The sequence below is a fragment of the Achromobacter spanius genome (assembly GCF_002812705.1).
Taxonomy (GTDB): Bacteria; Pseudomonadota; Gammaproteobacteria; order Burkholderiales; family Burkholderiaceae_B; genus Achromobacter; species Achromobacter spanius.
On sequence record NZ_CP025030.1, the window covers coordinates 5,860,387 to 5,887,214 of the forward strand.

The window sequence follows — 26,828 nt, forward strand, 5'->3', positions numbered from 1 at the left end:
ACGGCCTGCTATACTTCGGCCGCTTTTCGACTCCGCTTGTGACTCCATGAAACTGATCGGCTCGCTTACCAGTCCATACGTACGCAAAGTGCGTATCGTCATGGCCGAGAAAAAGCTGGACTACCGGCTTGAACTCGAAAACGTCTGGTCCGCCGACACGCAGATCCAAACGTACAACCCGCTGGGCAAAGTTCCGTGCCTGGTCATGGAAGATGGCGGCGCGCTGTTTGATTCGCGCGTCATCGTCGAGTACCTGGACACCTTGTCGCCCGTGGCCCGCCTGATTCCCCAGCAGGGGCGCGACCGCGCGGCCGTCAAATGCTGGGAGGCCATCGCCGATGGCGTCCTGGACGCCTGTGTGGCCATCGTCAAGGAAAACCAGCGCCCCGAGGCTCAGCGCAGCCCGGAATGGATCGAACGCCAATTCGGCAAGATCCACGCCAGCCTGGATGCCATGAACAAGAGCCTGGGCGACAACGCCCATTGCATGGGCATCAACTACAGCCTGGCCGACATTGCCGTCGGTTGCGCGCTGGGCTACCTGGACCTGCGCTTTGCCGCGTTGGACTGGCGCGCCAACCATCTGAACCTGGCCCGCTTGCACGACAAACTGGCTCAGCGGCAGTCGTTCATCGACACCCTGCCCCAAACAGCCTGAAGGGCGCCTGCCTGCCCATCAGGCATGCGCACTTGACGACCGGCCGCCACGCGCGGCCGGTTTGCATTGCGGCAGCGGCATGGCAAGCCGCCGCCACCGACCTCTTCCCTCTATCGCCCCTATTGCCCCCCTATTGCCCCGCGAAAGTCTGCCAGGCCTTGAACAGCATGTACGCCGCCAAGGCGAACAACAGGCAGGCGAACACGCGCTTTAACGTCTGCACCGGCAAGCGGTGCGCCATCCGCGCGCCCAGCGGCGCGGTCAGCACGCTGGTGCACACCAGCGCCAGCAAAGCCGGCCAATAGATGTAGCCCAGCATGCCGGGTCGCGACGTGCCTTCGTTCAGGCCCGACACCACATAGCCCACGCTGTTTGCCAGCGCAATCGGAAAGCCCAGCGCGGCCGAGGTCGACACCGCGTTGTGCAGGGCCACGTTGCACCAGACCATGAACGGCACCGACAGGAATCCACCGCCCGCGCCCACCAACCCGGACAGGAACCCGATGCCCGCCCCCGCCGCGCTGGTGCCCACCACGCCCGGCATCTGGCGAGCCGGCTTGGGCTTCTTGTTGCGCAGCATGCTCCAGCCCGAATAGCCGACGAACAGCGCGAAGAACAACGACAACCACAAGGTGCTGAGCGCGGCGAAGACCGCGCCACCCGACACCAGGCCGCCGATGATGATGCCCGGCGCCATGGCCCACACGATGTTCCATTTGATCGTGCCGCGCTGCTGGTGCGCCCGCACGCTGGAAACGGACGTGAACAGAATGGACGTCATCGACGTTGCAATGGCGGCATGCACCACCAATTCAGGCGGCATGCCCTGCCAGGCAAACAGCATCGTCAGGAAAGGCACCAGCAACATCCCGCCGCCTATGCCCAGCAGGCCCGCGGCAAAGCCGACCACAGCGCCCAGCACCAGCAGGCAAATCAACATCGAAACATCCACAACCGTCTCCTCTCGTTTTGAATTCTTGGGTTCATGAACAAGGCCCCGCGGGCATCACGCCCACGGGGCCCTGCTTGATTACAAACGCACCCCAGGGGCGCGCACTACAGAATGATGCCGCCACCCAGGCAAACATCGCCATCGTAAAGCACGGCCGACTGGCCAGGCGTCACGGCCCATTGCGGGTCGGTGAAATCCAGGGCGAAGGTGTCGCCATCAGCCTTATCCAGACGGCAGGCCGCATCCGCCTGGCGGTAGCGTGTCTTGGCGCCATAGCTCGCGATCTCGGGCGGATGGCCCGCCACCCAACTGGCGCCCTGCGCCTGCAATTGGCCGGACAGCAGCCACGGATGATCATGCCCCTGCACCACGTACAGGATGTTGCGTTCCAGGTCCTTGCGCGCCACGTACCAGGCCTCGGCCGTGCCATCTTCGCGCTGACGCCCTTTCACGCCGCCCACGCCCAGGCCCTTGCGCTGACCCAGCGTGTAGAACGACAGGCCTTCGTGGCGGCCCACCTGCTGGCCTTCCGACGTCAGGATAGGCCCCGGCTCGGTCGGCAGGTACCGGTTCAGGAATTCGCGGAACGGACGCTCGCCAATGAAGCAGATGCCGGTGGAGTCCTTCTTTGCGGCATTGTGCAGACCGATCTCGTGCGCAATGCGCCGCACTTCGGTCTTGTGGATTTCGCCCAGCGGGAACAGCGTGCGCGACAACTGGGCCTGGTTCAGGCGATGCAGGAAATAGCTCTGGTCCTTGGAGGCGTCCAGCGCCTTGAGCAACTGGAACTGCGTGCCGCCGCCGGCCGCCGGCACTTCGCGCACCCGGGCGTAATGGCCCGTGGCGATGTGCTCGGCGCCCAGCGCCATGGCGTGGTCAAGAAACGCCTTGAACTTGATCTCGGCATTGCACAGCACGTCAGGGTTGGGCGTGCGGCCCGCTGAATATTCGCGCAGGAATTCCGCGAACACGCGGTCTTTGTATTCGGCGGCAAAGTTCACGAATTCGAACTCAACGCCAACCAGGTCCGCGACGCTGGCGGCGTCCAACAGGTCCTGGCGGGTCGAGCAGTATTCGGAATCGTCGTCGTCTTCCCAGTTCTTCATGAACAGGCCGACGACGTCATAGCCTTGTTGCTTGAGCAGCCAGGCGGTGACCGAAGAATCGACCCCGCCCGACATGCCCACGACCACGCGGCCTTTCTTGGTGGATATTTGACTCATGATGCGGCTATTTTAGTTCGGACTCGGCGTCTTCCCGGGGCTGCGGCTCGGCCGCCCGGGAGACTTCCATCAACCAGGCGCGAAACGCCTGCAGGGTGGGCAGGTTGGCTTTCTGCTCGGGATAGCACAGGTAATAGCCCATGCGGGCGCGGATCGGCAGCGTCATGGCCACGGCCAGCTTGCCGTCGCGCAGTTCGTCTTCAATCAGGCAACGCGGGATCAGGGCCACACCGAAACCGGCGGCGGCGGCCTGGGACAGCAGCGCGTATTGATCAAAGCGCGCCCCTTCCAGGCTGCGCCGGCTGTCGCAGCCGGCCTGCTCGAACCAATCGCGCCAACCCTCCAGCGCCGACGTATGGTGCAGCAGCGGATAAGCCAGCAGCGCCTCTGGCGAGGGGCAGCCGCCCGGGATCAGGCGCGGGCTGCACACCGGCACGATTTCGCGGCCCACGATGTAGTCGGCGCCACTGCCCGGCCACAAGCCTTCGCCAAAGCGGACGGCGGCGTCCAGCTCGGGCGTGGAAAAATCATAGCCCTGGCGGTGCGGCAGGAATTCCACATGGATGTCGGGGCGCAAGCGCATGAAGGCCGTCAGGCGCGGGATCAGCCAGCGCGCGCCGAACGTGGGCATACAGGTCAGGTTGAGCGTGCCGCCCTGCCCCTGATGCGCAATCAGCTCAACGGTGGCGGCTTCGATCTGGCCCAAGCCCGCTTGAACCTTGGTCAGATAACTGCGGCCGGCCTCGGTCAGCACCAGGCCTTGCCTGATGCGCAGGAATAGTTCGACGCCGACGAACTCTTCCAGATGTTTCACCTGTTTACTGACGGCGCCCTGCGTGACACACAATTCCTGCGCCGCGCGCGTGAAGCTACTGTGTCGTGCGGCGACTTCAAACGCCTGCAGATCGGTTAATGAGGGACAGAAACGCCGCATTTAGTGCCCCCACGCAGCGTGGGGCTCCCGCCCCAGCGGGGCTTGTTCGGGGATGCAATCCCCTGCCTTCGCGATGACGCCGCGCGACGGAAAAGTTACACAAAAGTAACGCCCGATCCCTGTCGGCAAACAAGAGGCATGAAAAAAAGTCATAGCTTACGGAGAAACTTTCGTTTGCGCAAACTGCCCCGCCAGGAAAGAATCATTGCGTTTGCGTCTGCCTTTGCGCATCCGCTTTCCAATTTATTAGGGGAATCCATGCAACGCCGTAACGTAATACTGGGCCTGTGTGTCGCTGCCGCGACCCTGGCCATGCCGCTGACCTCGGGTATCGCGCACGCTGAAGACGCGTACCCGAGCAAGCCCATCCGCCTGATCGTTCCCTTCCCGCCCGGCGGCACCACCGACATCGTCGGCCGCCTGTTCGCGGACAAGCTGAGCAAGGAACTGGGTCAGACCGTGGTGGTTGAAAACCGCGGCGGCGCCGGCGGCTCGATCGGCAGCGCCTTCGTTGCCAGCAGCGCACCGGACGGCTACGTCCTGGGCATCGCCACCGTCAGCACCCACGGCATCAACCCGGCCATCTACCCGAACCTGCCGTTCGATGGCGAGAAGGACTTCACGCCCATCTCGAACCTGGCGGCCGTGCCGAACATCATGACGATCAACCCCAAGGTCAACGCCAAGAACATTGCCGACTTCATCAAGCTGGCCAAGAGCGAGCCGGGCAAGCTGACCTACGCGTCGGCCGGCAACGGTTCGGTGTCGCACATGATGGGCGAACTGTTCAAGATGTCCTCGGGCACCGACCTGATGCACGTGCCTTACCGTGGCGTGGGCCCGGCGCTGAATGACGCGCTGGCCGGCCAGGTCGACGTCATGTATGACAACCTGCCGTCCACCCTGCCGCACGTGCAATCGGGCCGCCTGATCGCCATGGCCGTCGCCGCGCCCCAGCGCGTGGCTGCCCTGCCCAACGTGCCCACGTTCGCCGAAGCCGGCCTGCCGGCCGTGAACGACTCGTCGTGGTTTGGCCTGGTTGCCCCGGCCAAGCTGCCGGAACCCATCCTGGCCAAGCTGAACGCCGCCGTGCAGAAGGTCAGCGCGGAAGCCGACGTCAAGACGCGCCTGGAAGCGCTGGGCGCCTCGCCCGCCGCCAATAGTTCGGCCGACTTCGGCAAGCAGATCGCTGCCGAAATCGCCAAGAACAAGCGCATCGCCAAAGAAGCCAACGTGAAGATCGACTAAGCGATCTTCGGCCCCCGCCGCGCCGGCTTCGGCCGCGGGGGCCTCCGATTCACGAACGCAATACCTCTATATGCGAATTACCCAACCCCTGTCTTACCGGCTCGACCTTCCGCAGCAATATCCGGATTCGGAATCCTCGGCCCCGCTTGTGCTGGACTCTCCGCACAGCGGCACCGCCTACCCTCCCGACTTCGCCGCCGCGGTGGACTTTGGCGCGCTGCGCACTGCCGAGGACACCTGGGTTGACGACCTGTGGGGCGACGCGCTCGACCTGGGCGTGCCGATGGTTGCCGCCGCGTTCCCGCGCGCCTACATCGACGCCAACCGCGCGCCCGACGAGATCGACGAATTGCTGCTGGACGAAGCCTGGCCTGACGCCATCAACGCATCGCCCAAGGTGAAGCTGGGCAAGGGCCTGATCTGGCGCATGCTGGATGACGGCACGCCCTTGTACAACCGCAAGCTGACGGTGGAAGAAGTGCGCCACCGCATCAACGCCTGCTGGAAGCCGTACCACGCCGCGCTCGGCCAGGTGCTGGATGCCGCCCACAAGAAGTTCGGCAAGGTCTGGCATATCAACTGCCACTCCATGCCCAGCGTGGCCGGCGCCTTTGCCACCGACCGCCCCGGCCTGGTCCACCCCGACTTCGTGCTGGGCGACCGCGACGGCAGCACCAGCGATCCGGCCTTCCGTGAATTCATTGCAGCCTGGCTGCGTGAACGCGGCTACAACGTGACCGTGAACGACCCCTACAAGGGCGTGGAACTGGTGCGCGCCTTCGGCCGCCCCGAAGAAGGCCGCCACAGCCTGCAGATCGAAATCAACCGCAAGTTGTACATGGACGAAGTGACGCTGCGTCCCACTGAAAACTATGGCCGCCTGAAGGCCGATCTGCGCGAGCTCACCGCCGCGCTGATCAACTGGACTCGCGCGCAAACGGCCTGACGCCGGACGTTTACGCGCAAGTGCCGGCCAGCAGCGTGGTAAGACTGGCCGGAGCAAGTGGGCTGCAAAGCCCAAGCCCCATGGTTCGCCATGGGGCTTTTTTTCGCCGTATTAAAGCCCTCAATCAAAAGAACTAACCGCCCCCCCTAACCGCGCCAAGATATGCGCAAGCAACGAGCGCGCGGGGAAGAAGCCAGCCCGCCGCCGGGCCGCCCCAAGGCGGGCTAGCCTCCTTGGGGGGCAGCAAGCGAATGCAATGAGCGCAGCGTGGGGGCACACACCCTCGGGCCGCCCCAAGGCGGGCCAGCCCCCTCGGGGGGCAGCAAGCGAATGCAATGAGCGCGGCGTGGGGGCACACACCCTCGGGCCGCCCCAAGGCGGGCCAGCCCCCTCGGGGGGCAGCAAGCGAATGCAATGAGCGCGGCGTGGGGGCAGGATTAGCGTGTATAACTACGGCGAACCTGCTGAGGAGAGGCGTCGATGCACATCGGGATACCAAAAGAGACCCGAGACGGGGAAACCCGTGTCGCAGCAACACCGGAGACCGTCAAGAAGTACCTGGGCGGCAAACACACCGTTGTCGTGGAGCGTGGGGCAGGCGCCGCCGCCCGCTATCCGGACGACGCCTATGAGGCCGCGGGCGCCACGCTCGGTTCCGCCCAGGATGCCCTGGGCGCGGAACTCGTCCTGAAGGTTCGCGCCCCCTCCCCCACCGAATTGCCCCACATGAAACCGGGCGCCGTCGTCATCGGCATGCTCGACCCGTTCGACGCCGAAGGCATTGAACACATGGCCGCCACGGGGCTTACCGGCTTCGCCCTGGAGGCAGCCCCCCGCATCACGCGCGCGCAAAGCCTTGATGTGCTGTCTTCGCAGGCCAACCTGGCCGGCTACAAGGCCGTGCTGCTGGCCGCGCACCACTACGGCCGGCTGATTCCCATGATGATGACCGCGGCCGGCACCCTGAAAGCCGCGCGCGCCGTCGTGCTGGGCACCGGGGTCGCCGGGTTGCAGGCCATCGCCACGGCCAAGCGGCTGGGCGCGGTGGTCGAAGCGTCCGACGTACGCCCCGCCGCGCGGGAACAGGTTGAGTCGCTGGGCGCCAAGTTCATCGACGTGCCTTTCGAGACCGACGAGGAACGCGAAATTGCCGAAGGCAAGGGCGGCTATGCGCGCGCCATGCCTCCCGGGTGGATGGCGCGTCAGGCAGCGCTCGTGTCTGAACGCTGCAAGCAGGCCGACATCGTCATCACCACCGCGCTGATCCCCGGCCGCCCCGCGCCGACCCTGGTGTCCGCCGACACCGTTGCCGCCATGCGGCCCGGCTCGGTGCTGGTCGACCTGGCCGTTGAGCGCGGCGGCAATTGCCCGCTGTCCGAAAAAGGCCAGATCGTTGAAAAGCATGGCGTGACGATCATCGGCCTGACCAACCTGCCGGGCCTGGTCGCCACCGACGCGTCCGCGCTCTATGCGCGCAACGTCATGGACTTCCTGAAGCTCATCATCAATGCGGACGGCGCGCTGGCGATCCAGCGCGACGATGAAATCGTGGTGGCCTGCCTGGTATGCGAAGGCGGCAATGTGGCGCGGAGGACTTGAACATGGAAGCGATCAACCCCACCCTGATGAACCTCATCATCTTCGTGTTGGCCATCTATGTCGGCTATCACGTCGTCTGGAATGTCACACCCGCCTTGCATACACCGCTGATGGCGGTCACCAACGCCATCTCGGCCATCATCATCGTGGGCGCCATGCTGGCGGCCGCGCTGACCGAAGGCGGGCTGGCGCGCGGCATGGGCGTGTTCGCGGTCGCGCTTGCCGCGGTGAACGTTTTTGGCGGCTTTCTCGTCACGCGGCGCATGCTGGAAATGTTCAAGAAAAAAGACCGCAAGCCGGGCAAGGAGGAAGCGAAATGATCTCGCTGAATCTGGTCACCCTGCTTTATCTGATCGCCTCGATCTGCTTCATCCAGGCGCTGAAGGGGCTGTCGCATCCGACCACATCGCGGCTGGGCAACGCCTTCGGCATGGCCGGCATGGCGATCGCGGTGCTGACCACGGCGGCGCTCATCATCGGCCTGGCGCGCGAGGGCACCGCCACCATCGGCCTGGGCTGGGTCGTGCTGGGCCTGCTGGTGGGCGGCTCCATCGGCACCTTGATGGCGCGCCGCGTCGAGATGACGAAGATGCCCGAACTGGTTGCCTTCATGCACAGCATGATCGGCCTGGCGGCGGTGGCCATCGCGGTGGCGGTGGTGGCCGAACCGCATGCGTTCGGCATCGTGCCGGCCGGCATGCTGATTCCCACCGGCAACCGCTTCGAGCTCTTCATCGGCACGTTCGTGGGCGCCATCACGTTCTCGGGTTCGGTCATCGCGTTCGGCAAGCTGTCGGGCAAGTACAAGTTCCGGCTGTTCCAAGGCGCGCCCGTCGTCTTTTCCGGCCAGCACATGCTGAACCTGGCGCTGGCGCTCGTGATGCTAGGCTGCGGCGTGTGGTTCATGCTGACGCAGGAATGGACGCCCTTCATCATCATGACGCTGATCGCCTTCGTGCTGGGCGTGCTGATCATCATTCCGATCGGCGGCGCCGACATGCCGGTGGTGGTGTCGATGCTGAACAGCTACTCGGGCTGGGCGGCGGCCGGCATCGGTTTTTCGCTCAACAACCCGATGCTGATCATTGCCGGCTCGCTGGTGGGGTCGTCTGGCGCCATCCTGTCCTACATCATGTGCAAGGCGATGAACCGTTCGTTCTTCAACGTGATACTGGGCGGCTTCGGCGGGCAGGCGAGCGGCGCGGCGGATGCGGGCGCGGCGCAGCAGCGCAGCGTCAAGTCGGGCAGCGCGGATGATGCGGCCTTCCTCATGAGCAACGCTGAAAGCGTCACCATCGTGCCGGGCTACGGCCTGGCCGTGGCACGCGCGCAGCACGCGCTGAAAGAACTGGCGACCAAGCTCACCGAGCGCGGCGTGACAGTCAAGTACGCGATACACCCCGTCGCCGGCCGCATGCCGGGCCACATGAACGTGCTGCTGGCCGAAGCGGAAGTACCCTACGACCAGGTCTTCGAAATGGAAGACATCAACAGCGAGTTCGCGCAGACCGACGTGGTGCTGGTGCTGGGCGCCAACGACGTGGTCAACCCCGCCGCCAAGAACGACCCCAAGTCGCCCATTGCCGGCATGCCCATTCTTGAGGCCTACAAGGCGCGCACCGTGATCGTGAACAAGCGCTCCATGGCCTCGGGATACGCCGGCCTGGACAACGAATTGTTCTACATGGACCGCACGATGATGGTGTTCGGCGACGCGAAGAAAGTGCTGGAAGACATGGTGAAAGCGGTCGAATAGACCGCTGATTGCCCCAAGCCCAAGAGGTCCACGAATGCCTGACCACAGGCATTCGTGGCAGGCAGCACGGTCCGCCCCTACGTCGCAGCCACTTGGCGCAACTGCTCGTCCACCACTTCCACCCAATGCCGCACCGGCGTGTCGGTGCCGCTTTGCAGATGGCCGATGCAGCCGATGTTGGCCGACAGGATCACGTCTGGCCCACCGGCAGCAATAGCGCCCAGTTTGCGGTCGCGCAGTTCCAGCGCGATCTCCGGGTTCAACACGGAATACGCCCCCGCCGATCCGCAGCACAGATGCGGGTCGGCGAAGGGCTGCAGGTTGAATCCCAAGTCCACCAGCAGTTGCTCGGACAAGGGCCGCAAGCCCTGCCAGTGTTGCAGCGTGCACGGCGGATGAAAGGCGGCACGCACGCCATCAGGCAAGCGCGCGCGCAGTTGCGCGGCATGCGGCGCCACGATCTCGGCCACGTCCTTGACCAGCGCGACGATATCCGCCGCCTTCTGCGCGTAGGCGGGATCATGCTTCAAGTGATGCGCGTATTCCTTCACCATCGCGCCGCAGCCGGACGCATTCATGACGATGGCTTCGACCGCGCCGTCTTGCACCAGCGGCCACCACGCGTCGATGTTGCCGCGCATCTGCGCCAGCGCCGCCTCTTGCGCATCCAGATGGAAACTGACCGCGCCGCAGCACCCCGCGCCCGGCGCAATGCGCGCACCGATACCCACTGCGTCCAGCACCCGGATGGTGGCGGCATCAATCGTGGGCATCATGGCCGGCTGCACGCAACCGGCCAGCATCAGCACTTGCCGCGCGTGCCCCGCAACCTGGGGCAACACGCCCGCATCACGGCGCTCGGGCACCTTGCGCTTGAGCGCATCGGGCAACAGTCCACGCATCGCCTGCCCCACCCGCATCGCGGGCGCGAACAGCGGCGACAACATGGCTCGGCGCAGCAGATTGCGCTTGGTCCTGTCGGCCCAGGAACGCGGTACGCGCTCGTCGACGATTTTGCGGCCGATATCAATCAAGTGCCCGTACTCCACCCCCGACGGGCAAGTGGTTTCGCAATTGCGGCAGGTCAGGCAGCGGTCCAGATGCAGTTGCGTGGATTGCGTGGGCGGCGCGCCCTCCAGCACCTGCTTGATCAAATAAATGCGCCCGCGCGGGCTGTCGAGTTCGTCGCCCAGCACCTGATACGTGGGACAGGTGGCCGTGCAGAAGCCGCAATGCACGCACCGACGCAGAATGGCGTCGGCCTCGTTGCCCAAGTCGGTGTCGCGGGCCCAGGATGCCAGGTTGGTTTGCATGACGGGCTATAGCTCCAGAACCAGGCGGCCGGGGTTGAACAGGCTGGACGGGTCAAGCTCCTGCTTGAGCCGGCGCGTGATCAGCGCAACGCCAGGCGCCAGGGGATGGAAGACGCCGTCAACCGGCGGCTTGGAGTTGCCAAGACGGAACAAGGTGGCGTGCCCGCCCATCCTCGCGGCGGTCTCGCGCAGCGTGGCCGCGTCGTGCTGGCCGGACAGCCAACGCTGCCCACCGCCCCATTCAATCAGGGTCTGGCCCAGGCCCAGCACAGCGGCGGTGGGTGGCAAGGCAAGACGCCACAAGGGGCGGTCCGGATGAAAAAATTCATGGTTCTGCTCGCGCAGGGACCGCCACCACGCATCGGCCACATCTGGCGCCAACGGGTCTCCTCCCACGACGCGCCGTGCGCTGGCGATTGCCGGCGGGGCGCCCGACAGGCGCACGTGCATGGCGCCCTCGGCATTGTCATCACCGCCTGTCCAACTGGTGGCGGAGATCGGCAAGGGCTTGCCACGCCATAACGCAAAGCTGGCCAAGGCCTGCGCCTGCGTGGCGGGCAGCACCAAGGTCAGCTCTTCCATGGGGCGGGGCACCACCTTCAACGACACATCCAGAATGGCGCCGAAGATGCCGTGCGATCCGGCCAACAGGCGCGACACATCGTAGCCCGCAACGTTCTTCATGACTTCACCGCCGAACGACAGCATCCGCCCTTCTGAATCCAGCAGCCGCGTGCCCAGTACAAAATCACGCAGCGCGCCGGCGCTCATGCGGCGCGGGCCGGACAGGCCCGACGCCACGCATCCGCCCACCGTCGCGGTATCCGCGAAGTGCGGCGGTTCAAAGGCCAGCATCTGTCCGTTCTCGGCCAGCGCCGCTTCCAGTTCGGCCAAGGGCGTTCCCGCGCGCACCGTCACCACCAGCTCGGACGGGTGATAGCTGACGATGCCGCGATACGGCGTCATATCCAACAGGCAGTGACCATCTTGCGGCGTGACCGGCCGGTAGTTGCCGTAGAACGCTTTGCTGCCGCCGCCCATCACAAACAGCGGTTTGTGGCCGGCACGGGCCGTCATGACCTGGTCGCACAATTCCGACAGGACAAAATCCATAGGGATACGTCCTAGAAACGAGCGAGATCGGGGAACCGCAACTCACCCGCATGGACGTGCATCTTGCCGTATTCGGCGCAACGGGCCAGCGTGGGAATGACTTTTTCAGGATTCAGCAGGCACGGCGGGTCGAACGCCCGCTTGACCGCCAGGAACGCGTCGAGTTCTTCGCGAGAGAATTGCACGCACATTTGATTTATTTTCTCCATACCCACACCGTGCTCTCCGGTCACGGTGCCTCCTACCTGCACGCACAGCTCAAGAATGGCCGCGCCGAATTTTTCCGCGCGCTCCACCTCGTCCGGCTTGTTCGAATCAAACAGAATCAGCGGGTGCAGATTGCCGTCGCCCGCGTGGAACACGTTGGCGCAGCGCAGGCCGAATTCGTCTTCCATCTGTTCGATGGCGCCCAGCACGCGCGCCAGATGGCGACGCGGAATCGTGCCATCCATGCAGTAGTAATCGGGCGACACGCGCCCCGCCGCCGGAAACGCATTCTTGCGGCCTGCCCAGAACTTCAGGCGTTCGGCTTCCGACGTGGACACCTGGCAACGTGTGGCGCCGGCATCGCGGAACACCGCTTCCATCCGCGCGATCTCATGCGCCACTTCGTCGGGCGTGCCGTCGGACTCGCACAGCAGAATGGCTTGCGCGTCCATGTCGTAGCCCGCGCGTACGAAGGGTTCCACCATGTGCGTGGCGCGGCGGTCCATCATTTCCAGGCCGGCGGGAATCATGCCCGCCGCGATCACCTGCGTGACGGCATTGCCCGCCGCCTCGACGCTGGAAAAACTGGCCATCACAACCTGCGCGCACGCGGGCTTGGGAATCAGCTTCACGGTCACTTCGGTGACCACGCCCAACATGCCTTCGGAACCGATGAAGACCGACAGCAGATCCAGCCCCGGCGCATCGGGCGCTTCGGAACCCAGTTCAACGATGTCGCCATCAATCGTGACGACCCGCACACGCAGCACGTTGTGCACGGTCAGGCCGTACTTCAGGCAGTGCACGCCGCCGGAGTTTTCAGCCACATTGCCGCCGATGGAACAGGCGATCTGGCTGGACGGGTCCGGCGCGTAATACAAACCATAGGGCGCCGCCGCTTCGGAAATGGCCAGGTTGCGCACGCCGGGCTGCACGACCGCCGTGGCGCTGGCCAAATCGATATGCTTGATGCGGTTGAATTTGGACAGCCCCAGCAGCACGCCCTGGCTGTGCGGCATGGCGCCGCCCGACAAACCCGTGCCCGCGCCACGCGCCACCACGGGCGCGTTCAAACGCTTGCAGATCCGCATGACGGCTTGCACGTGTTCTTCGGTTTCAGGCAGGGCAACAACGGCCGGCAGCGCGCGATACAGCGACAGGCCGTCGCATTCGTAGGGGCGAGTATCTTCCTCGCGGAACAAGACGCAGTGCGCGGGCAACGCGGCCGACAACGCCTCGATGAGCTGCTGCAAGGAATAAGGCGCCTGCACTTGTGCCAGGCCGGTTTCGACCAGTGAATTCATGAGCGCAACAATAGCGCGAGCGCACTATGAACACATTCCGGGATTTACCCGCATCCATGGGATAAGCGCCTCGCCGGATACGTAACTAGCAGTAATTTCGCGCCTATCCGGCGCAAAAAAAGCCGACGGCAAAGGCGTCGGCTTGATGGCGCGTCGAGGGGTTTACCAGGACACGATCTTGCCCGGGTTCAAGATGTTGTTCGGGTCAAACGCATGCTTCAGGCTGCGCATCAGTTCAAGCGCATCGTCGCCATGTTCTTCCGCCATGAACTGCATCTTGTGCAAGCCCACGCCGTGTTCGCCCGTGCAGGTGCCGTCAGCGGCGATGGCGCGGCGCACGAGGTTATGGTTAATCGTTTCCGACTCTTCCCATTCCTTCGGATTGTCGGCGTCCAACAACATCAGCACATGGAAATTGCCGTCGCCAACGTGGCCAACGATGGTGTACGGGAAGCTGGCGCGCTCCAACTCTTCGACGGTGTCGCGCACGCAGTCGGCCAGGCGCGAGATCGGCACGCACACGTCGGTGGTGCTGGCGCGGCAGCCGGGCCGCAATTGCAGGCCGGCAAAGTAGGCGTTGTGGCGCGCCGTCCACAGGCGGCTGCGGTCTTCGGGGCGTTCGGCCCATTCGAAGTCCATGCCGCCATGTTCGGCGGTAATGGCTTGCACGGTTTCGGCTTGCTCTTGCACGCCGGCCGGGCTGCCATGGAATTCAAACACCAGCAGCGGCGTTTCGCGCAGGCTCAGCTTGCTGTACTGGTTCACCGACCGCACGCTGGCCGCGTCCATGAACTCCACGCGCGCCACCGGCACGCCCATCTGGATGATTTCGATGACGCTTTGCACGGCGTCATCCAGCGTCTCAAAGTTGCAGACCGCGGCCGACACGGCTTCAGGCTGCGGATACAGGCGAACGGTGACTTCGGTAATGATGCCCAGCGTGCCTTCGCTACCCACGAAGATGCGCGTCAGGTCGTAGCCCGCGGACGATTTGCGCGCCCGGCCCGCCGTGCGGACGATGCGCCCATCGGCCGTCACCACGGTCAGCGACATGACGTTTTCGCGCATGGTGCCGTAGCGCACGGCATTGGTGCCCGAAGCGCGGGTGGCCGCCATGCCGCCCAAGCTGGCGTCGGCGCCCGGATCAATCGGGAAAAACAAACCGGTGCTGCGAATTTCTTCATTGAGCTGCTTGCGCAGCACGCCTGCCTGCACCGTGGCGGTCAGGTCTTCGGCGTTGATGGCCAACACCTGGTTCATCTGGGAAAGGTCCAGGCTGATGCCGCCCTGGATCGCCAGGATATGGCCTTCCAGCGACGAGCCGGCGCCATAGGGAATCAAGGGAACGCGATGTTCGTTGCACAGCTTGGCAACCGCGGCCACGTCTTCGGTGCTGTGGGCGAAGACCACGGCGTCAGGCAGCATGGCGGGATACGGCGATTCGTCGCGGCCGTGATGTTCACGGACGGCGGCGGACTCGGACAGGCGGTCGCCAAAGCGCGCGCGCAAGGCATCCAGACAGGCGGCAGGCACCGGACGGCGCAACGTTTCAGCGTGCAAGGGAGCGTTCATGATCAGCGTGTTCTCGGGGATTTCGCGGAATGCGCGAGGGTTCGCGCGGGTCGCAAGGTTCGTCAACCCAAATATTCTACGCCGCTACGCATGCTGCACCGCAAACCGCCCCAGGAAGACGGTTTGCGGCGTGTCCCGCTTACTTGCCCGACGTCAGCGCAACGCGGCGGCGCTCGCGCACGGCTTGCGCCAGGCGTTCCAGCACGGCAACCGACGCATCCCAATCAATGCAGCCATCGGTAATGCTCTGGCCGTAGACCAGGGGCTTGCCGGGCACCATGTCCTGGCGCCCGCCCAACAGGTGGCTTTCCACCATGACGCCCACCAGCCGGGCGTCGCCCGCTTCCATCTGGCGCGCCACATCGTCGATGACGCGGGGCTGGTTTTCAGGGTCTTTGCTGCTGTTGGCGTGGCTGGCGTCGACCATGATGCGTTGCGCCAGGCCCGCCTTGGACACGTCATGGCACGCTGCGTCCACGCTGGCCGCGTCGTAGTTCGGCGTCTTGCCGCCGCGCAGGATCACGTGACAGTCTTCATTGCCCGCCGTCGACACAATGGCGGAATGCCCGCCCTTGGTCACCGACAAAAAATGGTGCGGCTGCGAGGCGGCCTTGATCGCGTCAACCGCGATCTTCACATTGCCGTCCGTGCCATTCTTGAACCCCACCGGACACGACAAGCCAGATGCCAGCTCGCGGTGCACCTGGCTTTCCGTCGTGCGCGCCCCGATCGCCCCCCAGGAGACCAGATCCGCGATGTACTGCGGCGTAATCATGTCCAGGAACTCGCAGCCCGCCGGCAAGCCCATGCTGTTGATGTCCAGCAGCAGTTCGCGGGCCACGCGCACGCCCTTGTTGATGTCGAAGCTGCCGTCCAGGTCCGGATCGTTGATCAGGCCCTTCCAGCCCACCGTGGTGCGCGGCTTTTCGAAATACACGCGCATCACGATTTCAAGGTCGGCGCTCAGGCGGTCACGCACCGGCTTCAGACGCTTCGCATATTCAATGGCGGCACGGGTGTCGTGGATCGAGCACGGCCCGATCACGACGATCATGCGGTCATCCATGCCGTGCAGGATGCGGTGCATGCCCTGACGGGCGGCGAACACGGTATCGGACGCCTCCTTGGTGCACGCGAACTCACGCATCACGTGCGCGGGCGGATTCAGTTCCTTGATTTCTCGGATGCGAAGGTCGTCGGTATTGTGTGACACGGTACTGCTCCTGGGTTGCCCGCCAACGGGTTCAATCCGATCGGTCTATTCCGATCCCGGCGGCACAAAAAAAGCCGCCAGTTCGCTGGCGGCTTTTTTGGGGGGATTCTTTCCAAACTTCAGATTGAGCGCGTCCCTTCCTCCGCCAGCGGCTTCAGAAACTTATAAAAATAAAAGTAAAAGGCGGGGGACGCGAATTTCATGGGAAACGACTCTAGCACAATTTTTTTGGGCCGTCACATCGTTTTCAATCGAATGTGGCGGCCCCGTTTTACGATCAGGCGGTGCCGCCCACGGTCAGGCCTTCCATGCGCACGGTCGGCATGCCCACGCCCACCGGCACGCTTTGGCCGTCCTTGCCGCAGGTGCCCACGCCCGAATCCAGCTGCAGGTCGTTGCCGATCATGGTGACGCGGGTCATGGCGTCAGGGCCGTTGCCGATCAGCGTGGCGCCCTTGACAGGGTAGGTCACCTTGCCGTCTTCGATCATGTAGGCCTCGGATGCCGAGAACACGAACTTGCCGCTGGTGATGTCAACCTGGCCACCACCGAAATTGACGGCGTACAGGCCGCGCTTGACGGACGACACGATTTCTTCAGCAGGCTTGTCGCCGGCCAGCATGTACGTATTGGTCATGCGGGGCATCGGCAGATGCGCGAAGGATTCACGGCGGCCGTTGCCGGTCGCGGCGGTCTTCATCAGGCGGGCGTTCAACGTGTCTTGCATGTAGCCGCGCAAGATGCCGTCTTCGATCAGCACGTTGCGCTGGGTGGCGTTGCCCTCGTCGTCGATGTTGAGCGAGCCACGGCGGTCCGGCAAGGTGCCGTCGTCCACGACGGTCACGCCCTTGGAGGCGACGCGTTCACCAATGCGGCCGGAAAACACGCTGGAACCCTTGCGGTTGAAGTCGCCCTCAAGCCCGTGGCCCACCGCCTCGTGCAGCAGGATGCCCGGCCAGCCCGACCCCAGCACCACCGTCATCTCGCCGGCGGGCGCGGGACGCGCTTCCAGGTTCACCATGGCTTCGTGCACGGCGCGTTCCACATAGCCTTGCAGCATTTCGTCGGTGAAGTACGCCAGCCCCAGGCGTCCGCCGCCCCCGGCGTGACCCATCTCGCGGCGGCCATTGCGTTCGGCGATCACGGTCAGCGACAGGCGCACCAGCGGGCGCACATCCGCGGCCAGGCGGCCATCGCTGCCCGCCACCAGCACCACATCGTATTCAGCGCCCAAGCCCGCCATCACCTGAATCACGTGCGGGTCTTGCGCACGCGCCATGCGCTCGATACGTTCCAGCAGCGCCACCTTTTCCGGCGCGCTCAAGGTGGCCACGGGGTCGATGTCAGCGTACAGGCTGCGGCCCATTTCGGCCTCGACCTGCGCGGCCACCTTGACCTTGCCCGCCCCGCGCCGCGCAATGCCGCGCACGGCATGCGCCGAAGACAGCAGCGCGTCGGCGGACAGGGAATCAGAGTAGGCGAAAGCGGTTTTCTCGCCGCTCACGGCACGCACACCCACGCCCTGGCTGATCGAAAAGCTGCCGGTCTTGACGATGCCCTCTTCCAGGCTCCAGCCCTCGCTGCGCGTGTACTGGAAGTACAGATCGGCGTAATCGACCTTGTGGGTGAAGATCTCACCCAGCGCGCGAGCCATGTCCGCTTCGGTCAGGCCCCAAGGGTCCAGCAGTAGCGATTTGGCGGTGGCAAGGGAAGCAATAGCGGGATCAGTGATTTTCATAGGCTCTATTCAGGGGGCATCGGCGCGGCATGAGCGCGCGCGCTTTGCATGGATGCGCAAGACCGTATCGTACCGCCGACCGGGGTCCGGCGTCCCGCCCGCGTCACGAATCAAGCGGCGCCCGCGTGGACATTATTGGGAAGTGCAGTAGATGGCGGCGCAAGAGTGAGTATCAAGTTAAGCAATTACAACCAAATATTGTTCCGCCTCATAACAACGTGGCTCCCTCACCACCTCGATTTTTCCCTTGGCAACCTGCCTTGGCCTACAAGAAAAGCCAATTTTCGAAAGTCGTCATACAAGCACGGTTGAAAATACAAAGAGGCGATCCAGGCGCTGACTTTTGCGGCTATATCAATCCGAGAAATGCGCAATGCCAAAATGCATAGCGCCGATTCGCCAAGGCAATTCAAGAACCCGGCCCGGCTCCTGACGACGATCTGAAAAGAAGCTTGAACTCGGGCCGTTAAATGGATGCCCCACCCATCCGAAAATGGATCGGTGTGACCGGTCATACACTTGGATTTGCTCGCCATTTGAAACAAAACAGGGCCTTGGTGGGCATTGTTTGCCGCATTCGTCCGCCTTGTGAACCAACCTGCCATTTGTTTCAAACCATCCCAAATTTAGGAATATCCTTCCCAAATCTTGCTTCTGGTGCTCGGCCGCATACCCACAGGCTTTGCGGCCCTTTTGATACAAAGTAATTAGGTCGAAAATAGAGAAGTCAAGCCGTAACTTATGTATTATGCGAAGCACAACAAATAAACATAACTCCGCCGGCGATTAAAGCAGTTCCATAATCAGGAATAAACCATGGCCCGAGAAACATACGCAGCACTGCAAGCAAAGATCGAGAAGGAAATCAACAAGCTTCAAAAGAAGGCGGAAGTCCTTCAAACGAAGCGCCGCAAGCCCGTGATCAGCTCCATCATCACGTCCATGCGCGAATACGACATTACCCCGGAAGAGATCATTGCGGCTTACGGCACCGGCAAGCCCGCCCGCGTGGCTCCTGGTGGCCGACGCAAGGCTGGCGCGGCTGCCCGCCCGGCAACCGCCCCCAAGCGCGCAGTCGCGCCCAAGTACCGCCATCCGCAAACTGGCGAAACCTGGAGCGGTCGCGGTAAAGCACCGCGCTGGCTCGCAGCCGAAGAAGCTTCCGGCGCCACCCGCGACAGTTTTCTTATCAAAGAATAAAACCTATTCCGTAGTAAGAAATAAATCGGCGCACCAAATTGGTGCGCCGATTTATTTTTGAATCTTGCCTTTGGGACGGCCCCGCGCTTACCTCAGCGGGAACTCGATCTCACGTTCCGCCCCATTATTTCCCGGGAAATTGTCGAATATCGCACGCACCAGATACGGCATGGTGCGCATGAAATCATCACCCTGGCTCAGTATGAAGGCGGTGGACCGATAAACCTCGGCGCCCCCACGCTGGGTATCGCGGATCTTCAGGCTGAGCGCGTTGCGTTGCACCGCCATGGGCACATCCACCCACTCAGGGCCCCAGTAACCAAAACCTGGGCCCCATGGGCGCGCCCCATAAAAGCCCCCGTAGCCGCCATAGCCATAGCCGCCGTAGAAGTAGGGATCGTAGGCCCGGCGCACCATGACCTGCGTCTGGCTCGTGCCGTAAGTGAAGGACACATCGAAGCGCCCTTTGGCACCCGGCTGCGCTTCAACCAAGCCGGTCGCACCGATGCCGGCGCGCACCATGTCCTGGTAAGACTGATATTCCAGATTATTGAGCTGGTTGGGGTCCGCGGCCACAAACTGATAAGTCTGCCCTTCCACGCCGGTGGGCCATTGCTGAAATGAGGTGACGCGCGCCGACACGGTGGGCGCGGCGCAACCCGTCAACGTCAGCGCCCCCGCCAAAGCCAATAATCCAGTCCAACGGCCCACACTGAACAATGACATTTGGAACATTTTTGCGACTCCTGTTGCGCACGACGGCGCCATCATACTGAGCTTTGACTGGGGGCATTGCAAAAAGTTTGCCGTAGCCCGCAAGCCCCAGACGACGCATCGCGCCCACCTACTACAATAGACCCCTCGTTCAACCAGGACTGCAACTCCATGCGCACCGACACGCCCATTACCGTTTATCGCAAGGATTACCAGCCCTACCCCTACGACATTCCCGAAGTCGCTTTGGCCTTCGACCTGGCGCCTGACGCCACCGAGGTGCGCTGCACGATGCACGTGCAACGCAAACCTGGCGCCAGCGCCGACGCGGCCTTGATCCTGGATGGAGAAGACCTGGAACTCGTGTCGGTAGGCGTCAATGGGGCCGCGCTCACGGCAGACAGCTATCACCTGTCCGAGCAGAATCTGGCCATTTACGGGCTGCCGGCCGACGCCACCGTCGAGATCATCAGCCGCTGCAAGCCGTCCGCCAATTCCACGCTGATGGGCCTGTACGTATCGGGCGGCAATTTCTTCACCCAGTGCGAAGCCGAGGGCTTTCGCCGCATTACGTGGTTTGCCGACCGCCCTGACGTGATGTCGCGGTATCGCGTCACGCTGCGCGCCCAGCCGCAATACCCGGTACTGCTGTCCAACGGCAACCTCATGGCGTCACGCCAATTGCCCGACGGCCGCAATGAAGTGGAATGGGAAGACCCGTTCCCCAAGCCCTGCTATCTGTTCGCATTGGTTGCCGGCAACCTGACGCACCGTGAAACCACCGTCAAGACGGCCAGCGGCCGCGACGTGCTGCTTCAGGTCTATAGCGACCCGGGTTCCGAAACCAAGACCGAATGGGCGCTGGATTCGCTGGTCCGCGCCCTGCGCTGGGATGAAACCCGCTTCGGCCTGGAACTGGATCTGGACCGCTTCATGATCGTCGCCGTCCATGACTTCAATATGGGCGCGATGGAAAACAAGGGCTTGAACATCTTCAACGCCGCCTATGTGCTGGCCGACGCCGACAGCGCCACGGATGCCAATTACGAAGGCATCGAATCCGTGATCGGCCACGAATACTTCCACAACTGGACCGGCAACCGCGTCACCTGCCGCGACTGGTTCCAATTGAGCCTGAAGGAAGGCCTGACGGTTTTCCGCGACCAGGAATTCAGCGCCGACATGATGGCGCACGACATGGATGCCGCCGCGGCGGCCAGCGCGCGCGCGGTCAAGCGTATCGACGACGTGGTGGCGCTGCGCGCCGCCCAGTTCCCCGAAGACGCCGGCCCCATGGCCCACCCCATCCGCCCCGAGAGCTACCAGGAAATCGGCAACTTCTACACGGCAACCGTGTATGAAAAAGGCGCCGAAGTCATCCGCATGCAGCACACGCTGCTGGGCGAGGAAGGCTTCCGCGCCGGCATGGACGAGTACTTCCGCCGCCACGACGGCCAGGCCGTCACCTGCGACGACTTCGTCGACGCCATGGAATCGGTGTATGTCCGCCAACACCCCGGCCGCGACTTGTCCGTCTTCCGCCGCTGGTATCGCCAGGCCGGCACGCCGCGAGTGGCCGTCAAGCTTGAACATGACGCCGCCACGCGCCGCTGCACGGTCACGTTGACCCAGGAATGCCTGCCGGTGGGCGTCGAGAGAAAAGCCGGCGCCGATTACGTCAAGGCGCCGTACCACATCCCGTTCGCGATCGGCCTGCTGGACCAGGATGGCCGCGCCCTGCCCCTGCGCCACGACGGCGCCGTCCAGGAAACCGCGCTGCTGGAGCTGACCACACCCAGCCAGCAATGGGTGTTCGAAGACATCGGCGAGCGCCCCGTGCCGTCGTTGCTGCGCGATTTCTCGGCCCCGGTCATTGTCGACTACGACTGGACCGACGAAGAACTGGCGCTGCTGTCCGCGCACGACACCAACCCCTTCGCCCGCTGGGAAGCCGGTCAGGAATTGGCCACGCGCCAGATTCTGGCCTTGGCCGAAGCCCGCCAGGCGGGTCGTACCCTGCACGCCGACGCCGCCTTCATCAACGCCTGGCGCGCGCTGCTGACCGACCCGGCCATCGACGCCGCCTACCGCGCCCGCGCGCTGGCCCTGCCGTCCGAGAAGACGCTGGCCGAGCGCATGCACGCCGTGGACCCGCCCGCACTGGCCGTGGCCCGCGACTTCCTGCGCGCTGAACTGGGCCGCCAACTGGCCGCCGAGTTCCGCCTGGCTTTCGAACAGAACCAGACGCCGGGCGAATACAGCCCCGCGCCGGTGCCCGCCGGCATGCGCGCGCTGAAGAACCTGGCGCTTAGCCATCTGCTGGCCGCCGGCGAGCACGACGCCCAGCGCCTGGCCGAACAGCAGTACGAACGCGCCGGCAACATGACCGACAGCATGGCCGCGCTGTCCGCCCTGATCAACTACGGCCAGGGCGACTTCCCGCAGGAAGCGCTGGCGGCGTTCTACGACAAGTGGCGCGACAACCCGCTGGTGGTCGACAAGTGGTTCGCCTTGCAGGCCGCCGCGCGCTCGACCACGGTGCATACCGCGCGCGAGCTCATGACGCACCCCGCCTTCACGCTGCGCAACCCAAACCGCGCCCGCGCGCTGATTTTCCAGTTCTGCCTGAACAACGCGCGCGGCATGCACCACCCGGACGGCTCGGGCTATGCATTCTGGGCCGAGCAGGTGTTGGCGCTGGATGCGCTCAACCCCGAAATCGCGGCCCGGCTGGGGCGCGCGCTGGACAACTGGTCGCGCTTTGTGCCCGCCCTGCGCGCGCCCATGCAGGCCGCCTTGCAACAGGTACGCGCCCACGAGGGGCTGTCGCGCAACGTGCAGGAAATCGTATCCAAGGCTTTAGAATTCGCAGCATAGGGAGACCCTCTTGAAACGTAAAACACTCACTCAATACCTGGTGGAGCAACAACGCTCCGCCCAAGCCTTGGCGCCGGAAGTGCGACTGCTGATCGAAGTGGTCGCGCGGGCCTGCAAGGCCATCAGCCATGCGGTCAGCAAGGGCGCCTTGGGCGGCGTTCTGGGCAGCCTGGAAAGCGAAAACGTCCAAGGCGAAGTGCAGAAGAAGCTGGACGTGCTGTCCAACGAGATCCTGCTGGAAGCCAACGAATGGGGCGGCCACCTGGCGGCCATGGCGTCGGAAGAAATGGAAACCATCCATTTGATTCCGAATCGCTACCCCAAGGGCGAATACCTGCTGCTGTTCGATCCCCTGGACGGCTCCTCCAACATCGACGTGAACGTCTCCATCGGCACCATCTTCTCGGTGCTGCAGGCGCCGCACAACGTGTCCGGCGCGCCGGTCTGCGAAGACGACTTCCTGCAACCGGGCAATAAGCAGGTCGTGGCCGGCTATGCCGTGTACGGCCCGCAAACCATGCTGGTGCTGACCATCGGCAATGGCGTGGTGGGTTTCACGCTGGACCGCGAGATGGGTTCGTGGGTGCTGACGCACGAGAACATCCGCGTGCCCGAAGACACCAAGGAATTCGCCATCAACATGTCGAACATGCGCCACTGGGCTCCGCCCATGAAGCGCTACGTCGACGATTGCCTGGCCGGCACGACCGGCCCCCTGGGCAAGGACTACAACATGCGCTGGATCGCCTCGATGGTGGCCGACGTGCATCGCATCCTGACCCGTGGCGGCATCTTCATGTACCCCTGGGACGCCCGCGAACCCGGCAAGGCCGGCAAGCTGCGCCTGATGTATGAGGCCAACCCGATGAGCTTCCTGGTCGAACAGGCCGGCGGCGCGTCGATCAACGGCGTCCAGCGCATCATGGACATCCAGCCCGACAAACTGCACCAGCGCGTCAGCGTGATCCTGGGCTCGAAGAACGAAGTCGAGCGCGTGGGCCGCTACCACGCCGAGGAAGCGGCGAAGTAATGCCACGCTGAAAAGCAAAAGCCCCTTGATTGCTCAAGGGGCTTTTTTCATTGCGGCTCGGGCGCAACGGCGGTCACTTGACCTCTTCGATGGACTTCACGTCGTCCTTGTTGACTTTGACCTTCTTGCCGTCCTTGTCGTACTCATACATGCCGGCATCTTCATCGTAGGACGGCGCATCGGACGTCACGGTCGAGCTCCCGTCCCGTTGCTGAATGACCGAGGGCGACGAGCATCCGGCCAGTACCCCAACTCCGGTCACCACCAGGGCCAACGTCATGGTCTTCAGGTTCATGGGCGTGTTCTCCAAGTGTGAATAGGTGAATCCACTGTATCGGGAACCTGGCCCCAATAAGGTGTCGGGTTGTGGCCAAATTGCGAAAGAACGTAATACCCGCGTCCCACATTATAAAAAACCCCTTGCAGATAGACCGGCAAGGGGTTTTTGCACTTACATAAACCGCAAGCGGTTACAGGTTCAGACCTTCGCGTTTGCCTCGATGAAGCGGCGCACGTCGGCTTGCGTGCAATCCATGATTTCCACGCGCTGCGGCAGCGATTCCAGATTGGCCAGGTTGCCCGGCGGCGTGGCCGGACGGCCCAGCGCTTCTTCGATGGTTTCGGAGAACTTGGCGGGCAAGGCCGTTTCCAGCACCAGCATCGGCACACCCGGCTCGACGAATTCACGCGCCACCTTCACGCCGTCCGCCGTGTGCGGATCGACCAGCACGCCGGTCTCGTCGTAGAGCGCGCGGATGGTCGCCAGGCGGGCTTCGTGCGAGCTTTGGCCCGACACGAATCCGTAGCGCGATTCAAACTGCGGCTTCAGATCGGACAAGTCGAACGAGCCCTCTTGCGCCAGCGTTGCCCACAAGGCCTTCACCCGGGCGGCGTCTCGGCCCACCAGATCAAAGACGAAGCGCTCGAAATTCGATGCGCGCGAGATGTCCATGGACGGGCTGGACGTGGCGTAGGTCTGCTCAGCCGGACGCGGACGATAAACGCCCGTACGGAAGAACTCTTCCAGCACGTTGTTCTCGTTCGTGGCCAGCACCAGACGGCGCACCGGCAGGCCCATGCTGCGCGCGATGTGGCCCGACAGAATGTTGCCGAAGTTGCCCGACGGCACGGCAAACGACACCTGTTGGCCCGGCTTGTCGGTGGCGCGCAACCAGCCGTGGAAGTAGTACACCACCTGGGCGGCGATGCGCGCCCAGTTGATGGAGTTGACCGCGCCCAGGCGGTACTTGGTCTTGAATTCCAGGTCGCTGGCCAAGGCCTTGACGATGTCCTGGGCTTCATCGAACACGCCACGCACCGCGATGTTGTGGATGTTTTCGTCTTGCAGCGAATACATCTGCGCACGCTGGAAGGCGCTCATGCGGCCATGGGGCGACAGCATGAACACGGCCACGCCCTGCTTGCCACGCAAGGCGTATTCGGCGGCCGACCCCGTGTCGCCAGACGTGGCGCCCACGATGTTCAGCGTGGTGCCGCGCTTGGCCAGCACATATTCGAAGACCTGGCCCAGGAACTGCATGGCCATGTCCTTGAACGCCAGCGTCGGGCCTTCCGACAGGCCCAACAGCGACAGGCCGCCGTCCAGCGGGCGCAGCGGCACGATGTCTTCGCTGTTGAAGATCTCTTGCGTGTAGGCGGCGCGGGTCAGACGGCGCAGGTCGTCGGCGGGAATGTCGGTGGCGAAGAGCGACAGCACTTCAAACGCCAGATCCGCATACGACAGGCCGCGCCAGGACTCGAGCATTTGCTCGGACACTTGCGGCAGTTGTTCCGGCACGGCCAGGCCGCCGTCGGGCGCCAGGCCTTCCAGCAGGATGTCGGAAAACGGCTGGGCGGCCATGCCGCCACGGGTCGAGATGTATTTCATGTCAGGTTCTCCACGCGCAAGCGGGTGACCTTGGACCGCACGAACGGCATCGCCTCGATGCGCTCGATGGCCTGATTGATGTTGCCTTCCACGGCCTCATGCGTCAGGAAGATGATGTCGGCGCCGCCTATGTGAGAGGGCTGCTGGATCATCGAGCCAATCGAAATGGAGCGGTCGGCCAGAATGCGGGCGATGTCCGCGAGCACGCCCGGCTGGTCGTCCACGCGCAGGCGCAGGTAGTAAGACGTGCTGACGAGTTCGATCGGCAGGATCGGCGTGTCGGACATGGCGTCCGGCTGGAAGGCCAGGTGCGGCACGCGGTTGCCCGGGTCGGCGGTGTGCAGGCGCGTCACGTCGACCAGGTCCGCCACCACGGCCGATGCGGTGGGCTCTTCGCCCGCGCCTTGGCCGTAGTACAGCGTGGGGCCGACCGCGTCGCCCTTGACCAGCACGGCGTTCATCGCGCCTTCCACATTGGCCAGCAAACGCTCGGACGGCACCAAGGCCGGATGTACGCGCAGCTCGATGCCGTCGGGGCGACGCTTGGTCACGCCCAGCAGCTTGATGCGGTAGCCCAGGCGCTCGGCGTGTTCGATGTCTTCGGCGGCCAGTTGCGAGATGCCTTCGATGTAGGCGCGGTCGAACTGGACCGGCACGCCGAAAGCGAGCGAGGCCAGCAGCGTCAGCTTGTGCGCGGCGTCCACGCCTTCCACGTCGAACGTGGGGTCGGCTTCGGCGTAGCCCAGGCGCTGGGCCTCGGCCAGCACCTCGGCGAACGGCAGCCCGCGCGAGCGCATTTCGGACAGGATGAAGTTGGTGGTGCCGTTGATGATGCCGGCCACCCATTGGATGCGGTTGGCGGTCAGGCCTTCGCGGATCGCCTTGATGATGGGGATGCCACCGGCCACGGCGGCTTCGAACGTGACCATGACGCCGCGCTCGTAGGCGGCGGCGAAGATCTCGTTGCCGTGCTTGGCCAGCAACGCCTTGTTGGCGGTGACGACATGCTTGCCGTTGGCGATGGCTTCCATCACCAGTTCCAGCGCCAGCGTGTCGCCGCCGATCAATTCAACGACGATGTCGATTTCAGGGTCGCGCACCAGCGCGTGCACGTCGGTATCGACCAGGATCGAGTCGCCCACGCGAGCGCGCGCCTTGGCCACGTCGCGCACGGCGGCGCGGGTGACTTCAATGCGGCGGCCGGCGCGGCGCGCAATTTCTTCCGCGTTGCGCGACAGCACGGTCCACGTGCCGCCGCCAACCACGCCAAGACCAAGCAGGCCCACCTTCATGGGACGCATCGCGCCGCCCTCGGGGCCTTGCGCGACGGGTGAGCGTTCAGG

22 protein-coding genes are annotated in these 26,828 nt (G+C 64.0%); 9 read left to right on the forward strand and 13 right to left on the reverse strand.

The window, feature by feature from the left end; genetic code table 11:
- Positions 1-46: 46 nt before the first annotated feature.
- Positions 47-658, forward strand: a complete 612-nt coding sequence (locus tag CVS48_RS26595) for a glutathione S-transferase (RefSeq protein WP_100857067.1) — start codon at positions 47-49, stop codon at positions 656-658.
- Positions 659-788: 130 nt separating this feature from the next.
- Here the strand turns inward: CVS48_RS26595 and CVS48_RS26600 are convergent, their stop codons facing one another.
- The 3 genes from CVS48_RS26600 to CVS48_RS26610 all read right to left on the reverse strand — a co-directional run bounded on the left by CVS48_RS26600 (position 789) and on the right by CVS48_RS26610 (position 3,767).
- The gene (locus CVS48_RS26600) at positions 789-1,610 is read right to left on the reverse strand and encodes a sulfite exporter TauE/SafE family protein (protein ID WP_100857068.1); all 822 of its coding nucleotides are present in this window, start codon (positions 1,608-1,610) and stop codon (positions 789-791) included.
- Positions 1,611-1,714: 104 nt separating this feature from the next.
- Entirely contained in the window at positions 1,715-2,833 is a 1,119-nt protein-coding gene (gene mnmA / locus CVS48_RS26605) for a tRNA 2-thiouridine(34) synthase MnmA (protein WP_100857069.1), read from the reverse strand.
- Between the two features lie 7 nt (positions 2,834-2,840).
- Positions 2,841-3,767, reverse strand: coding sequence for a LysR substrate-binding domain-containing protein (locus tag CVS48_RS26610; RefSeq protein ID WP_100857070.1), 927 nt, complete (start codon positions 3,765-3,767; stop codon positions 2,841-2,843).
- 258 nt (positions 3,768-4,025) lie between these two features.
- Here CVS48_RS26610 and CVS48_RS26615 point away from each other — a divergent pair, with 258 nt between their 5' ends.
- From CVS48_RS26615 to CVS48_RS26635, 5 genes are all read left to right on the forward strand, one after another.
- On the forward strand, positions 4,026-5,015 hold the full coding sequence (locus CVS48_RS26615) for a Bug family tripartite tricarboxylate transporter substrate binding protein (RefSeq protein ID WP_100857874.1): 990 nt from the start codon (positions 4,026-4,028) through the stop codon (positions 5,013-5,015).
- A gap of 70 nt (positions 5,016-5,085) precedes the next feature.
- The gene (locus CVS48_RS26620; protein WP_100857071.1) at positions 5,086-5,961 is read left to right on the forward strand and encodes an N-formylglutamate amidohydrolase; all 876 of its coding nucleotides are present in this window, start codon (positions 5,086-5,088) and stop codon (positions 5,959-5,961) included.
- Positions 5,962-6,441: 480 nt separating this feature from the next.
- Positions 6,442-7,560, forward strand: a complete 1,119-nt coding sequence (locus CVS48_RS26625) for a Re/Si-specific NAD(P)(+) transhydrogenase subunit alpha (RefSeq protein ID WP_100857072.1) — start codon at positions 6,442-6,444, stop codon at positions 7,558-7,560.
- A gap of 2 nt (positions 7,561-7,562) precedes the next feature.
- Positions 7,563-7,880: an NAD(P) transhydrogenase subunit alpha part 2 gene (locus CVS48_RS26630; RefSeq protein WP_006224972.1), complete on the forward strand. Its 318-nt coding sequence runs from the start codon at positions 7,563-7,565 to the stop codon at positions 7,878-7,880.
- On the forward strand, positions 7,877-9,316 hold the full coding sequence (locus CVS48_RS26635; protein ID WP_100857073.1) for an NAD(P)(+) transhydrogenase (Re/Si-specific) subunit beta: 1,440 nt from the start codon (positions 7,877-7,879) through the stop codon (positions 9,314-9,316). Before CVS48_RS26630 ends, CVS48_RS26635 begins: the two co-directional genes overlap by 4 nt.
- A gap of 77 nt (positions 9,317-9,393) precedes the next feature.
- Here the strand turns inward: CVS48_RS26635 and glcF are convergent, their stop codons facing one another.
- From glcF to tldD, 6 genes are all read right to left on the reverse strand, one after another.
- Entirely contained in the window at positions 9,394-10,629 is a 1,236-nt protein-coding gene (glcF, locus tag CVS48_RS26640; protein ID WP_100857074.1) for a glycolate oxidase subunit GlcF, read from the reverse strand.
- 6 nt (positions 10,630-10,635) lie between these two features.
- Positions 10,636-11,742: a glycolate oxidase subunit GlcE gene (gene glcE, locus CVS48_RS26645; protein ID WP_100857075.1), complete on the reverse strand. Its 1,107-nt coding sequence runs from the start codon at positions 11,740-11,742 to the stop codon at positions 10,636-10,638.
- A gap of 11 nt (positions 11,743-11,753) precedes the next feature.
- On the reverse strand, positions 11,754-13,253 hold the full coding sequence (locus CVS48_RS26650; RefSeq protein ID WP_100857076.1) for an FAD-linked oxidase C-terminal domain-containing protein: 1,500 nt from the start codon (positions 13,251-13,253) through the stop codon (positions 11,754-11,756).
- 162 nt (positions 13,254-13,415) lie between these two features.
- Entirely contained in the window at positions 13,416-14,825 is a 1,410-nt protein-coding gene (locus CVS48_RS26655; protein ID WP_100857875.1) for an FAD-binding oxidoreductase, read from the reverse strand.
- 139 nt (positions 14,826-14,964) lie between these two features.
- Positions 14,965-16,038, reverse strand: a complete 1,074-nt coding sequence (aroG, locus tag CVS48_RS26660) for a 3-deoxy-7-phosphoheptulonate synthase AroG (protein ID WP_100857077.1) — start codon at positions 16,036-16,038, stop codon at positions 14,965-14,967.
- A gap of 277 nt (positions 16,039-16,315) precedes the next feature.
- On the reverse strand, positions 16,316-17,776 hold the full coding sequence (tldD, locus tag CVS48_RS26665; protein ID WP_050445979.1) for a metalloprotease TldD: 1,461 nt from the start codon (positions 17,774-17,776) through the stop codon (positions 16,316-16,318).
- Between the two features lie 816 nt (positions 17,777-18,592).
- Between tldD and CVS48_RS26670 the strand changes: the two genes are divergently transcribed.
- Positions 18,593-18,976 (forward strand): H-NS histone family protein, encoded by a 384-nt coding sequence (locus tag CVS48_RS26670; protein WP_100857078.1) that lies wholly within the window; start codon positions 18,593-18,595, stop codon positions 18,974-18,976.
- 87 nt (positions 18,977-19,063) lie between these two features.
- On the opposite strand, the gene CVS48_RS26675 is transcribed toward CVS48_RS26670, so the two are convergent.
- The gene (locus CVS48_RS26675) at positions 19,064-19,711 is read right to left on the reverse strand and encodes a DUF4136 domain-containing protein (RefSeq protein WP_100857079.1); all 648 of its coding nucleotides are present in this window, start codon (positions 19,709-19,711) and stop codon (positions 19,064-19,066) included.
- Between the two features lie 150 nt (positions 19,712-19,861).
- Between CVS48_RS26675 and pepN the strand changes: the two genes are divergently transcribed.
- Together pepN and CVS48_RS26685 are read left to right on the forward strand one after the other, a co-directional pair.
- The gene (gene pepN / locus CVS48_RS26680; protein ID WP_100857080.1) at positions 19,862-22,567 is read left to right on the forward strand and encodes an aminopeptidase N; all 2,706 of its coding nucleotides are present in this window, start codon (positions 19,862-19,864) and stop codon (positions 22,565-22,567) included.
- Positions 22,568-22,577: 10 nt separating this feature from the next.
- Positions 22,578-23,597 (forward strand): class 1 fructose-bisphosphatase, encoded by a 1,020-nt coding sequence (locus CVS48_RS26685; protein WP_100857081.1) that lies wholly within the window; start codon positions 22,578-22,580, stop codon positions 23,595-23,597.
- A 73-nt stretch (positions 23,598-23,670) separates the two neighbouring features.
- Here CVS48_RS26685 and CVS48_RS26690 read toward each other — a convergent pair whose 3' ends face one another.
- The 3 genes from CVS48_RS26690 to CVS48_RS26700 form a co-directional block, all read right to left on the reverse strand.
- Positions 23,671-23,892 (reverse strand): YgdI/YgdR family lipoprotein, encoded by a 222-nt coding sequence (locus CVS48_RS26690; RefSeq protein ID WP_050445986.1) that lies wholly within the window; start codon positions 23,890-23,892, stop codon positions 23,671-23,673.
- Between the two features lie 183 nt (positions 23,893-24,075).
- Positions 24,076-25,485 (reverse strand): threonine synthase, encoded by a 1,410-nt coding sequence (gene thrC, locus CVS48_RS26695; protein WP_100857082.1) that lies wholly within the window; start codon positions 25,483-25,485, stop codon positions 24,076-24,078.
- Complete coding sequence (locus CVS48_RS26700; RefSeq protein WP_100857876.1) at positions 25,482-26,786, reverse strand: homoserine dehydrogenase; 1,305 nt, start codon at positions 26,784-26,786, stop codon at positions 25,482-25,484. The genes thrC and CVS48_RS26700 overlap by 4 nt, the downstream gene beginning before the upstream one ends.
- Positions 26,787-26,828 lie beyond the last annotated feature (42 nt).

Bases quoted from the DNA above. Each gene is read 5' to 3' on its own strand.
- CVS48_RS26595 (WP_100857067.1), top strand. From the start codon at position 47: ATGAAACTGATCGGCTCGCTTACCAGTCCATACGTACGCAAAGTGCGT.
- mnmA (WP_100857069.1), bottom strand. From the start codon at position 2,833: ATGAGTCAAATATCCACCAAGAAAGGCCGCGTGGTCGTGGGCATGTCG.
- CVS48_RS26610 (WP_100857070.1), bottom strand. From the start codon at position 3,767: ATGCGGCGTTTCTGTCCCTCATTAACCGATCTGCAGGCGTTTGAAGTC.
- CVS48_RS26615 (WP_100857874.1), top strand. From the start codon at position 4,026: ATGCAACGCCGTAACGTAATACTGGGCCTGTGTGTCGCTGCCGCGACC.
- CVS48_RS26620 (WP_100857071.1), top strand. From the start codon at position 5,086: ATGCGAATTACCCAACCCCTGTCTTACCGGCTCGACCTTCCGCAGCAA.
- CVS48_RS26625 (WP_100857072.1), top strand. From the start codon at position 6,442: ATGCACATCGGGATACCAAAAGAGACCCGAGACGGGGAAACCCGTGTC.
- CVS48_RS26630 (WP_006224972.1), top strand. From the start codon at position 7,563: ATGGAAGCGATCAACCCCACCCTGATGAACCTCATCATCTTCGTGTTG.
- CVS48_RS26635 (WP_100857073.1), top strand. From the start codon at position 7,877: ATGATCTCGCTGAATCTGGTCACCCTGCTTTATCTGATCGCCTCGATC.
- glcF (WP_100857074.1), bottom strand. From the start codon at position 10,629: ATGCAAACCAACCTGGCATCCTGGGCCCGCGACACCGACTTGGGCAAC.
- glcE (WP_100857075.1), bottom strand. From the start codon at position 11,742: ATGGATTTTGTCCTGTCGGAATTGTGCGACCAGGTCATGACGGCCCGT.
- CVS48_RS26650 (WP_100857076.1), bottom strand. From the start codon at position 13,253: ATGAATTCACTGGTCGAAACCGGCCTGGCACAAGTGCAGGCGCCTTAT.
- CVS48_RS26655 (WP_100857875.1), bottom strand. From the start codon at position 14,825: ATGAACGCTCCCTTGCACGCTGAAACGTTGCGCCGTCCGGTGCCTGCC.
- tldD (WP_050445979.1), bottom strand. From the start codon at position 17,776: ATGAAAATCACTGATCCCGCTATTGCTTCCCTTGCCACCGCCAAATCG.
- CVS48_RS26670 (WP_100857078.1), top strand. From the start codon at position 18,593: ATGGCCCGAGAAACATACGCAGCACTGCAAGCAAAGATCGAGAAGGAA.
- CVS48_RS26675 (WP_100857079.1), bottom strand. From the start codon at position 19,711: ATGTTCCAAATGTCATTGTTCAGTGTGGGCCGTTGGACTGGATTATTG.
- pepN (WP_100857080.1), top strand. From the start codon at position 19,862: ATGCGCACCGACACGCCCATTACCGTTTATCGCAAGGATTACCAGCCC.
- CVS48_RS26690 (WP_050445986.1), bottom strand. From the start codon at position 23,892: ATGAACCTGAAGACCATGACGTTGGCCCTGGTGGTGACCGGAGTTGGG.
- thrC (WP_100857082.1), bottom strand. From the start codon at position 25,485: ATGAAATACATCTCGACCCGTGGCGGCATGGCCGCCCAGCCGTTTTCC.
- CVS48_RS26700 (WP_100857876.1), bottom strand. From the start codon at position 26,786: ATGCGTCCCATGAAGGTGGGCCTGCTTGGTCTTGGCGTGGTTGGCGGC.